Raw genomic sequence first — 11336 nt, forward strand, 5'->3', positions numbered from 1 at the left:
TCAGGCGGACGGGCCGCTCGGGGCCGCCGCCACCCGCTTGTCCTCGGCCACCAGGACGGGCCAGCCCCGGGCCATGGCTTCGCGGAAGAACACCGCCAGCTCCTTGCGGCTGTGGTTCACCGCGCCCTGGAACGGGTCGATGAGGGCTTCCTCGCCCAGGCTGCGGGTGGCGTTGAGCTCCACCGGCGTCCCACACCGCTCGCAGCGGATGGACACCTGCCGCACCAGCGCCACGGGCACCGCGTACCGGGCACCACAGTCGCCGCACTTCCACACCAGCGCGCGCTCGCCGGCCTCGCGACGGGCCAGGCTCTCCAGCTCGTCCGCGAGCCTGAGCAGCGCGGGCAGGTCCTGGGGCGGCTGGGCGAAGACGGCCGACGGACCGAACCCCGCCTCGGGGGAACCCAGCGTGGGAGGTCGGTCCCCCTGGAGCAGGGCGCGCATGCGGTCCTTGGCGCGGACATCGCGGAACTCGGCGCCCGCCAGGGCACGCTCCACCGCCTCATGGACCGGGGGGAGGTCCGGCTCGAGGCGCTCATCAACCGGCAGCGACTGGGGGTGATTCACCAGCCGGTGCGACGGGACTGCGAGAAATCGGAAGGCCACGGATGGCTCCATTGCACCCCGGCCTTTCCGGCGCAAGACGCGAGTTGGCAAATGTCCGCTGTGACGACAGATTCCGCTCTATCTGGACCACTCCAGCATGAGCTGCAACGGCGCCCGGGCCGCCTCGCGCAGGTCCTCCCGCATGGTCAGCTCCGGGGTCCGCTCCTTCATGCACTTCCAGAGCTTCTCCAGCGTGTTGAGCCGCATGTACGGGCACTCGTTGCACGCGCAGCCGTTGTCGGGGGGCGCGGGGATGAAGGTCTTCTGGGGCGCGCCCTTCTTCATCTGATGGAGGATGCCCGCCTCCGTCACGACGATGAACTTCTGCTTCGGGCTCTTGAGCACGTAATCCAACAGCCCCTTCGTGGAGCCGATGAAGTCCGCGTGCCGCAGCACCGCCTGCTCACACTCCGGATGGGCGACGACCTCCGCGTCCGGATGCTCGACCTTGAGCCCCACCAGCTTCTTCTCGCTGAAGATTTCGTGGACGATGCAGCTGCCCGGCCACAGCACCATGTCCCGGCCGGTCTGTTTCATGACGTGGCGTCCCAGGTGCTGGTCCGGGGCGAAGAGGATCTGCCGGTCCCTGGGCACCTGGTTCACGATCTTCACCGCGTTCGAGGACGTGCAGATGACGTCGCTCATCGCCTTCACCGCCGCGGAGCTGTTGACGTAGCTCACCACGAAGGCGCCCGGGTGCTTCTCCTTGAAAACCTTGAAGGCCGCGGGCGGGCACCGGTCCGACAGCGAACACCCCGCCTTCAGGTCCGGCAGCAGGACCTGCCGCGTCGGATTCAGGATCTTGGCCGTCTCCGCCATGAAGTGCACACCGCAGAAGACGATGACGTCCGCTTCCGTGCGCTCCGCCGCCTGCGCCAAAGCGAGGCTGTCTCCAACGAAGTCCGCGACATCCTGGACTTCGCTCTCCTGGTAGTAGTGCGCAAGAATCACAGCGTTCATGGAACGCTTGAGCTCCTGGATTTCCTGCGCGTAATCCACCTCGGTGCTCATGGGCCCTCCTGGCCTGGTCGACATTTAACTCGCCCGCCGGTGCCAGGCCACCTCGTCGGAAGTTGGCTGCCGGGCGGACGGACGCCTGTCGCTGGCGCGCCCTGGGTCGACTCTGCCACCGTCCCCCTTCGTGCAAGAGCGGTGGATGGTCGCATCACCTGACGGCGCGGAGAGGGTAGACTGCGCGCAATCCTCCGGGTCGGCCCGGAGGGAGGCAGTCGCCTTGCTGTCAAGCTTGGACAAGCCACACATTCGGGGTCGAGAACACGCGATCGGCTGGTGGAGAGGGGGCGGCACCGGACCTGTGGCCCGTGGGCAGACGATGGCTCTGCCCCTTCTCCATCTGAACGCCTTTCCCGTCGAGGAGAGAGCATGAGTGTCCCCACTCAGGACGTCCTGATTGTGCATCCGAACGAGGGCCGGCGCGCCGCGCTGGCCGAGGTCCTGGGAATTCACCGCGTGGTGGCGGTGGAGTCCCAGGTCGAAGCCACACGGAGGATGGAGTCCTCCGCGCCCACCCTCATCATCGCGCCCCCGGAGAACGCGCGGCGTTTCCTGAGACATGTCGACAGGGCCGCCCCGGAGGCCGTGCGCGTCTTCGTGTGCGCGCAGTCGGACCGCCAGGGACTGGAGGAGCTCGTGGAGACGGCCGCGGAGGGGCACGTCTTCAATACGCTGGACGACAGTCTCACCATCCCCGAGCTGGGCCGGCGCATCACCAACATCCTCCAGCTTCGCGCCTCCGCGCGCGTCACGCCCAACTCGCGGATGGAAGCGGGCTTCCGGCTCCTGGGCCGGGGCTACACCGCGCGCTGTCTGGACGTGGGCAACTTCGGCGCCGCGCTCCAGGTCCCCATGGATGCGTCGGTAGGCGCCTTCCTTCCCGGCGCCGTGCTGGATGACCTGCACATCGAACGTGAGGGCCGCTGGGTCCTGAAGTCCCGCCGGGCCCTGGTGCGTCACGTCAGTCCGGTGCGCAATGGCGCGGAGCACGCGCTGCGGCTGGGGCTCTCCTGGAGCGGCTCGCTGGAGGAGACGTCGGCGGCGCCCCTCGCCGTGGTGCGCGACCCGGTGAGTGTGCTGGCCGCCCTGCGCAAGGCGGTCCGCCGGGGCTCCGCCCTGTGGGTGCACTACCCGGACACCCCCTCGGTGCAGTTCATCCTCGAGGCGCCCCTGGTGGACCTGGTCGATGGCCGCTCGGTGCTGAGGGGTGTCAACGTCGGCGGCTGTCCCATCTCCGCCGGCGACGTGCTGAACCTCTCCTTCGAGGTGAGCGGGCAGAGCTACCTGGGCGTCACCAGCGTCCTGCAGCGAGGGGAGGGGGCCGTCACCCTGAGCGTGCCGCGCACCCTGGGGGTGCAGAACCGGCGGGGCCTGCAGCGCTTCCGCCCGGGACCGGACCACCGCTTCCTCGTCTCCTTCAGCGCGCCGTTCAGCGGCAAGCGCATGACGCGCTCCGTGCTGGACATGAGCAGCCGCGGCCTGTCCTTCGCCATCGACGCCTCCTGCGAAGTCCTCCCCGCCGGCTCCCAGCTGGACATGTCGCTCCTGCTGCCCGACGGCAGCGAGGTGGCGTGTCGCGCGGAGGTCCGCTCGGTGGATGGGGTGTCCTCCGGTGAGGGCGCGGACAACCCGCTGCGGCCGTACCGCTGCGGCGTGCGGTTCCTGGAGGTTCCTCCCTCGGTCCGCAACGCGGTCCTCTCCGCCTTCATCTCCTCGCGCAACCAGACGGTGGCGGACGGCGGACGGTTCCCGTTCCAGGACATCTGGCGGATGATGGAGGCGGCCCACTACGGCTTCCATCCGGACTACCCCTTCGGCGGCGAGGCCAGATACCTCGACGACCTGGAGCGGACGCACCATCAGCTGTGCGCGTCCGGGGAGCTGGGCAGCTCGCTTGTCTACAACGACGCGGATGGCGTGCAGGGGCACGTCGCGGGCCTGCGCATCCACTCCCGCACGTGGCTGGTGCAGCACCTGGCGGTGCGGCCGGGCTTCCACCGGCAGGACCAGATTGCCCACGAGCTGTCCGCGCTGGCCATCGAGCTGGGCGAGGCCCACGAGGATATCGACTTCATCCGCTTCTCCTGGCGCGAGGACAACCGGTGGCCGAGCCGGCTCGGCACGTGGTTGCTGCGCGTCATGGACAGCCACGGGCTGAGCTGGCTGCGGCACTTCCAGTACATGCGCCTGGAGCTGGACGGCACGGAGCCTTCGCCCCAGGGCTCGCTGCCCGCGGTGCGCGAGGCGTCCGACGCCGACTGCGCGCGCCTGGAGTTCTTCCTGCGGGAGCGGGGCGAGGTGGTGCGCGTGCTCGCCGAGGACCTGCAGGCGGACCAGATGCGGCTGGAGGCCCTGTCGTCGCGCTACGCGGCCCACGGGCTCCACCGGGCCCGGCGTGTCTTCGTCGTGGATGGCGAGACGGGCCCGCTGGCCATCGCGCTCCAGGAAGAGGGCAGCCCGGGCATCAACCTCATCGAGAAGACCAATGCCTTCTGGTTCGTGGTGCTGGAGCCGGGGCACCCGGACGAGGCCGCCGCGGTGCGCGCGCTCATCCAGCGTTGCGAGGAGCACGCCCGGGAGCACGGACGCTCCGCCGTGGTGGCGCTCGCGGCCGACGAGGACTTCAAGGCACTGGAGGCCGCGGGCTTCACGTCCCACGGCCGCTTCTCCGAGTGGTTCTTCCACCGCTCCATGGTGCGCCGGTGGGTGGAGCTGTTCCGTTCCATCTTCGAGCGTGTCCAGCGCACGGGAGGAGAGGCGCGGGCGCGCGGCCGCGCGGCGCGGGGGAAGGCTTGAGCTACATCATGGAGTCCGAGGCGGAGACGCGCCGGCTGCTCCTTCAGGAGCAGGCGGACGACGCCCGCGCGCTGCTACTGGCCACCGGGCTGACGCCGGGGGCCCGGGCGCTGGATGCGGGCTGTGGCCCGGGTGGAATCTCTCGGACCATGGCGCGCATCGTCGGCGGTGAGGGCAGCGTCCTGGGCATGGACCTGAGCGACGTGCGGCTGGCCGAGGCCATCCAGCGCTGCGCGGGGCTGCCCCAGGCGCGCTTCATCCGGGGAGACATCCGCCGCACGGGCCTGCCCGACGCCGCGTTCGACTACACCTGGAGCCAGTACGTGCTGGAGTACCTGTCGGACCGGGACGCCGCGCTCGCGGAGCTCATCCGCGTCACCCGGCCGGGTGGCCGCGTCGTGGTGTCCGAAATCGACGGTCAGGGCCTCAACAACTGGCCGCTCCCGGCGGGGCTGGAGGAGGGCGCGCGGTGCTTCGAGCGGGGGCTCGCCTCCCAGGGGTTCGATTTGTTCGTCGGGCGCAAGCTGTTCCAGTCCTTCCGTCGGGCGGGTCTGCGCGACATCCGGGTGCACGTGACGCCCCAGTATGTCGTCGCCGGCACGGCGGATGACCGTTTCCTGGCGGACTGGGAGACGCGCTTCGCGGCGCTGGCTCCCGTGGTGACGCCCGCCTTCGGCTCCGAGGTCGCCTATGGTGAGTTCTGCCAGGCCTACCTGCGGATGCTGCGAGATCCGGATACGCTCAAGTATTCGGTGCTGGTCGTCACCGAGGGAGTGCGTGCTTGAGCGAAGGGATAGGGGAAGTCATGTCAGGCGGGGGGCCGGAGACGCCCGACAATGCCCCCGAAGTCAGCGTGCGCACGACGTCCACGTTGCTGCTGTACTTCGAGCGCACGTACGGCGTGGAGCGGCTGCAGGCGCTGTGGGCCCGGCACGACATCCCGCTGTCGCTGGAGTACCTGCGCACGCACGCCAACTACATCTCGCTGCCCTTCCTGGAGCGGCTGTCCGCGCTCTTGATGAAGGAGTCCGGCGATGTGCACTTCATGCGCAACGCGGGCCTCTTCCTGGCCACGCCGGAGGCGATGGGCTTCGCGTTCTACCTGCTGCGGGCCTTTGGCTCGCCGCGCATGTGCTACCTGAAGACCATCGAGCTGGCGCCCAGCTACAACCGCGTGGGCAGCTTCCACGTGGAGTTCCTGGAGCAGAAGCAGCTGGTGCTCACGTACTCCAGCAAGACGCCGGAGAAGAGCCGCAACATCTGTGAGCTGCGCATGGGGCAGTTCGCCTCCATCCCCACCATCTGGGGCCTGCTGCCCGCGGAGGTGCGCGAGTCGGAGTGTCAGGTGCTGGGCGCGCCGGTCTGCCGCTATCACCTGTCTTGGGCGGACCCGATGTCGCAGTGGGGCCACCACCTGGGCCTCTTGCTGGGCACGGTGAGCGGGCTCGTCGTTGGCGCGCTGGGCTGGGCGCACCCCGTCTTCGGCGTGGCGTCGCTGGCCACCGCCGGCTTCTCCATGGGCGGCTGGCTGGACGGGCGGCGCGAGCTGAAGCGCAAGGACGAAGCGCTCCGCTCCCAGAACCAGGCCATCATGGGCTCGCTGGTGGAGCTGCAGCAGCGCTACGACGAAATCTTCCGCGCCAACGTGGCCCTCGAGGACCGCGTCGCGGAGCGCACCCAGGCCCTCAAGGAGGCCAACGGCAAGCTGGGCGACGCGCTCTTGCGCCAGCAGGAGCTGGACCGGCTCAAGAGCGAGTTCTTCGACAACGTCAGCCACGAGCTGCGCACCCCGCTCACCCTCATCCTGCTGACGCTGGAGTCGCTGGAGCGCCGGGGCGAGGAGAACAACCCGGAAGTGGTCATGCAGCACGTGGCCACCATGGAGCGTAGCGCCCAGCGCCTGTTGCGCCTCATCAACAACCTGCTGGACCTGGCGCAGCTCGAATCGGGCAAGGCGCGCCTGCGCTACCAGCCGCTGGAGCTCAACGGCTTCCTGAGCACCGTGCTGCCGCCGTTCCACGCCATGGCGGAGCGGCAGGACGTCTACCTGCGCCTGGAGGGGCAGGAGGTGACGCCCGTGGAGGTGGACCACGAGCGCATGGACATCGTCTTCCAGAACCTGCTGTCCAACGCGCTGAAGTTCACCCAGACGGGCGGGGTGACGGTGCGCGTGCACGAGGACGACAAGGACGTGCTGGTGGACGTGGAGGACACCGGCCAGGGCATCTCCCAGCAGGACACGAAGGTCATCTTCGACCGCTTCGCCCAGGCGGACAACAGCGGCACGCGCCGCTTTGGCGGCACGGGCATTGGACTTGCGCTGGTGAAGGAGACGCTGGAGCTGCACTCCGGCGGCATCAGCGTGACGAGCGAGCTGGGCAAGGGCTCCACCTTCCGCGTGCGGCTGCCCAAGGGCCGCGCGCACATCCGCGAGGACCTGCGCGAGCGCCGCCGCGCGGAGATGCCCGTGCGCCGGGAGCGCCGCATCTCCGGCTCGTTCCCGTCGCTGGAAACGGGCGTACCCGACAACGGCCGCGCGTCCGTGGTGGCTCCAGCCAGGGACCACGCGGGGCCGGGGCCGGATGCGCCCCGCATCCTCGTGGTGGAGGACGACGTGGAGATTCGCGGCTTCATCGCGGGTCTGCTGAAGCAGCACTACCGGGTGATGGAGGCCGTCAACGGTGAGGAGGGCCGGCAGCGCGCCATGGCGGAGCGGCCGGACCTCATCGTGTCGGATGTGATGATGCCCGTGCTGTCCGGCCTCCAGATGCTGGTGGCCCTGCGCGAGCAGACCGCGACGGTGGACATCCCCGTCATCCTGCTCACCGCGCGGCAGGAGGTCTCCGCCAAGGTGGAGGCGCTGGGCACGGGCGCCAATGACTACCTGGGCAAGCCCTTCAGCCCGCGCGAGCTGCTGGCGCGAATCGAAACGCAGTTGCGCCTGCGCGAAGCGGCGGTGCGCTCCGCGGAGAATGAGCGGCTGGCGGCCATCGGCCTGCTGACGTCGGGCTTCGCGCACGAGGTGCGCAATCCGCTCAACGGGCTGATGAACGCGCTGACGCCGCTGAAGGAGGTGCTGTCGGACAGCTCTCCGGACGCGGAGATGAGCCGCGCGATGGTGGAGGTGATGGAGGAGTGCGGCCAGCGCATCCGCCACCTCGCCGAGTCGCTGCTCGCCTTCACCCGCTCCTCCGACGCGCCCATCATGCTGTCGCTGGACACGCTGCTGGACTCGACGCTCGGCGTGCTGACGTGGAAGGTGCCCTCGGGTGTCACCGTGGAGCGGGCCTACGAATGCACCATGCCCATCCAGGGAGACCCCGGCTCGCTCAACCAGGTGTGGCTCAACCTCCTGGACAACGCTTTGCGCGCCGTGGGCGAGCAGGGCCGCGTCCGAGTCGCCACGGCCTGCCAGGGCGACGAGGCCGTCGTCACCATCAGCGACAATGGCGTGGGCATCCGCGCCGAGGACATGGAGCGGCTGTTCCAGCCCTTCTTCTCCACCCGCGCCGCGGGCGAGGGGACGGGCCTGGGCCTGGCTCTCAGCCGGCGCATCATCTTGAGCCATGGCGGGCGCATTCAGGTCCGTAGCACACCGGGGAAGGGCACTCAGGTAGAGGTGCACCTGCCCCTTCGTCCCCCGGGGGGACGCTCCTCGTCAGGCAACGGCTCCGAGGGGCAGGGTGAGTCGCGCGTGGGTCGGCTGGGTTGAGGTGCGGGCTTCACGACGCGCCCTGACGTGAACTGAGCGGGCCAGGGGGCTGGGGAATTCTCGGCCGCCCCTGTTGTCCACTTGCGCATAGCTGTTGCGCTGTCTGCTACAGTCAAGTGCTCTTTCAGTCACACCCGACCACCGAAGCGAAGGAAACCACGGCATGCAAGGAACCGTAGCCGCGGGCGCTGCCCGCCAGGGGCACCCGCGAGGGCTGTATCTCCTGTTCTTCACCGAGATGTGGGAGCGCATGTCGTATTACGGCATGCGAGGCCTGCTCGTCCTCTTCCTCACGAGCAAGGTCAACGGTGGGTTCGGGTGGACCACTGGCGAGGCGCTCAGCCTTTACGGGACGTACACCGGCCTGGTGTATCTGACGCCCATCGTCGGAGGCTTCATCGCGGACCGGTTCATCGGTCAGCGCAAGGCGGTGGTGCTCGGCGGCACGCTGATGATGATCGGCCACCTCGTCCTGGCGCTCCCCAACGTGACGATGTTCTACGCGGGCCTGGGCTTCCTGATTGTGGGCAACGGCTTCTTCAAGCCGAACATCTCCACCATGGTGGGCGGGCTGTACGCGCCGGGGGATGGTCGTCGCGACAGCGCCTTCACCATCTTCTACATGGGCATCAACCTGGGCGCGATGTTGGGCAACTTCATCTGCGGCACCCTGGGTGAGAAGTACGGCTGGCACTACGGCTTTGGCTCCGCGGGCGTGGGCATGTTCCTGGGCCTCGTGGTCTTCATGCTGATGCAGAAGAAGCTCTTGGGCCCGGTGGGACTGGCGCCGGTGAAGCCGTCGCTGGAGGCGCGGGCCAACGGGACCGCGGAGAAGAAGGGGTTCTCCAAGGACGAGATTGACCGCATCGTCGTCATCTTCATCATCGCGGTGTTCGTGGTGGCGTTCTGGACGGGCTTCGAGCAGGCCGGTGGCCTGATGAATCTCTACACGAACGAGAAGGTCGACCGGACGATGTTCGGCTGGGAGGTTCCCACCACGTGGTTCCAGAACTTCAACTCGTTCTTCATCGTCGCGCTGGCGCCGGTGTTCGCGGGGCTGTGGAGCTGGCTGTCGATTCGGGGCAAGGCTCCGAGCATCCCGGTGAAGATGGGCCTGGGGCTCGTCTTCCTGTCCACGGGCTTCGTCTTCATGCTGGGCGCGTCGAGCCAGAGCGCGACGATGGGCAAGGCGGCGGCGCACTGGGTCATCCTGGCCTACCTGTTCCACACCATGGGTGAGCTGTGTCTGTCGCCGGTGGGTCTGTCGATGGTGTCCAAGGTGGCGCCGGCGCGCATCGTCTCCGCGATGATGGGCGTGTGGTTCCTGGCGAACGCGGCGGCGAACAAGCTCTCCGGCGTCATCGGCGCGTACTCGGAGAAGCTGGGTGAGTTCGACGTGTTCCTCTACATCAGCCTGGGCACGGGCGTTTCGGGACTCATCCTGCTGGGCGTGGCGCCCATCCTGAAGCGGATGATGCACGGCACGGACGAAGAGAAGCCGCCCGCGCCCCAGGGCGCGTCGACGCAGGATGGTTCCTCGGTGGCCGCGGCCTGAGTCCAGACGACGAGAGGCGCGCTCCCTGAGGGAAGCGCGCCTCTTCGGGTGAAGCACCTGACGCCGGAGCTCCTCTCGGATTCGAGGGCTCCGGCGTTGCTCTTTTCTCAGGCCGACCGGGCGGTGATTCCCGCGGCGTTGCGCTCCTCGGTGGGGAGGGGCGCGGACGTCTGGAAGTAGTCGCGCACCACGTAGCGGCGGGCGACCAGCGTCATCCCCACGGCGGCGATGAGCGCCATGCCCGCGTAGAAGAAGAACTGCCCGGAGCCGGAGAAGATGTTGAGCGCCGCGGAGATGGCCACCGCCACGTTGGCCAGCGTGTTCGTCACCAGCCACACGCTCTGGATGGTGCCCTTCATCTCCCGGGGCGCCTGCGTGTACGCGAACTCCAGGCCCGTGGTGGACATGAGGATTTCGCCCAGCGTCAGCACGATGTACGGGAGGATCTGCCAGGAGATGTTCAGCACCGTGCCGCTCTCCATCGCCACCTGGAAGAAGCCGGCGATGATGAACGACACCGCGCCGAACACGAGCCCCAGCGGCATGCGCCTGAGCGGCGTCAGCTCCCAGCCGGAGCGCTGGAACAGCGGGTACACCACCGCCGTCAGCAGGGGGATGAGCAGCATCACCAGCAGCGGGTTGATGAACTGCATCTGACTGGGCTGGAAGGCGAACCCCAGGATGTTCAGGTCCATGGAGCGCGCCTGCACCACCCAGGTGGACGCCTTCTGGTCGAACAGCATCCAGAAGAACGGCACGAAGGGCAGCATCAGCCCGCTCACCCGGAACACCGCCTTGACGCCCTCCACCGACTCCGAGGGGTGCGCCGCCTTGGCGCCGTCCAGCCAGTGGCCGCCCTGGCCCCGGTTCTTCAGCGCGCTGCCCACCACCTTGAAGAACGAGTGCGGGTTGGCCCCCGTCGGCGGGACGATGACGTAGTGGCGCCGGCCCAACCAGAAGATGATGGTCGCGATGAACATCAACACGCCGGGGATGCCGAACGCGACGGCCGGCCCGAAGTTCTTGAGCAACAGCGGGATGAACAGCGACGCGAAGAACGAGCCGAAGTTGATGGTCCAGTAGAAGATGGCGAAGAGCTTCTTCACCAGGTGGCTGTTGGACTCGTTGAACTGGTCGCCCGCCATGGCCGCGACACACGGTTTGATTCCGCCGCTGCCCACCGCAATCAGCGTCAGGCCCGCGAAGAAGCCCGTGGCGTTGTTCTCGAAGATGGCGAGAAACGCGTGTCCCACGCAGTACACGATGCTCAGCCAGAGGATGGTGCGGTACTTCCCGAAGAAGCGGTCCGCGAGATAGCCACCGATGAGCGGGAAGAAGTACACCCCCGCCATGAAGGTGTGCATCAGGCTCTTGCCCTGTGCCTCGCGCAGCCCTGAGTCGGGCACCGCGTTCTTCAGCAGGTAGTCGATGAGGAACACCGTGAGGATGTTCCGCATCCCGTAGAAGCTGAAGCGCTCACACGCCTCGTTGCCGATGATGAACGGTATCTGCGGCGGGAACTTGTTGTTCTGCGCGGCGGGACTCTCAGCCATGAGGCGGGGTGCTCCCTGGTGGAGAAAGGTGGGGGCTCCAAGAAGACAAGAGGCCCAACCCTACCCAACGCGGGGCCCGGACTCCACCGAAGCCCCTCGC

General features: G+C 68.3%; 7 protein-coding genes. 4 read left to right on the plus strand and 3 right to left on the minus strand.

Annotated features, from left to right (window positions below; all coding sequences use genetic code 11):
- Both HUA74_RS13775 and nadA read right to left on the minus strand, forming a co-directional pair.
- Positions 1–606, minus strand: coding sequence for a hypothetical protein (locus HUA74_RS13775; protein ID WP_141647074.1), 606 nt, complete (start codon positions 604–606; stop codon positions 1–3).
- A gap of 78 nt (positions 607–684) precedes the next feature.
- A complete protein-coding gene (gene nadA / locus HUA74_RS13780; RefSeq protein ID WP_141647075.1) occupies positions 685–1617 on the minus strand; it encodes a quinolinate synthase NadA in 933 nt (310 codons plus the stop codon).
- A gap of 372 nt (positions 1618–1989) precedes the next feature.
- Here nadA and HUA74_RS13785 point away from each other — a divergent pair, with 372 nt between their 5' ends.
- From HUA74_RS13785 to HUA74_RS13800, 4 genes are all read left to right on the plus strand, one after another.
- Entirely contained in the window at positions 1990–4416 is a 2427-nt protein-coding gene (locus tag HUA74_RS13785) for a PilZ domain-containing protein (protein ID WP_174454913.1), read from the plus strand.
- Positions 4413–5201, plus strand: coding sequence for a methyltransferase domain-containing protein (locus HUA74_RS13790; RefSeq protein ID WP_174454914.1), 789 nt, complete (start codon positions 4413–4415; stop codon positions 5199–5201). Before HUA74_RS13785 ends, HUA74_RS13790 begins: the two co-directional genes overlap by 4 nt.
- A 20-nt stretch (positions 5202–5221) precedes the next feature.
- Positions 5222–8128 (plus strand): ATP-binding protein, encoded by a 2907-nt coding sequence (locus HUA74_RS13795; protein ID WP_141647077.1) that lies wholly within the window; start codon positions 5222–5224, stop codon positions 8126–8128.
- Positions 8129–8291: 163 nt separating this feature from the next.
- Positions 8292–9683 (plus strand): peptide MFS transporter, encoded by a 1392-nt coding sequence (locus tag HUA74_RS13800; RefSeq protein WP_174454915.1) that lies wholly within the window; start codon positions 8292–8294, stop codon positions 9681–9683.
- 107 nt (positions 9684–9790) lie between these two features.
- Here the strand turns inward: HUA74_RS13800 and HUA74_RS13805 are convergent, their stop codons facing one another.
- Positions 9791–11236 carry a POT family MFS transporter gene (locus HUA74_RS13805; protein ID WP_141647079.1) on the minus strand — a complete coding sequence of 482 codons (1446 nt, stop codon included), beginning with the start codon at positions 11234–11236 and terminating at the stop codon, positions 9791–9793.
- Between the last annotated feature and the right edge of the window lie 100 nt (positions 11237–11336).

It is taken from the genome of Myxococcus sp. CA051A, assembly GCF_013336705.1.
GTDB lineage: Bacteria > Myxococcota > Myxococcia > Myxococcales > Myxococcaceae > Myxococcus > Myxococcus llanfairpwllgwyngyllgogerychwyrndrobwllllantysiliogogogochensis.

Bases quoted from the DNA above. Each gene is read 5' to 3' on its own strand.
- nadA (WP_141647075.1), bottom strand. From the start codon at position 1,617: ATGAGCACCGAGGTGGATTACGCGCAGGAAATCCAGGAGCTCAAGCGT.
- HUA74_RS13785 (WP_174454913.1), top strand. From the start codon at position 1,990: ATGAGTGTCCCCACTCAGGACGTCCTGATTGTGCATCCGAACGAGGGC.
- HUA74_RS13795 (WP_141647077.1), top strand. From the start codon at position 5,222: ATGTCAGGCGGGGGGCCGGAGACGCCCGACAATGCCCCCGAAGTCAGC.
- HUA74_RS13800 (WP_174454915.1), top strand. From the start codon at position 8,292: ATGCAAGGAACCGTAGCCGCGGGCGCTGCCCGCCAGGGGCACCCGCGA.
- HUA74_RS13805 (WP_141647079.1), bottom strand. From the start codon at position 11,236: ATGGCTGAGAGTCCCGCCGCGCAGAACAACAAGTTCCCGCCGCAGATA.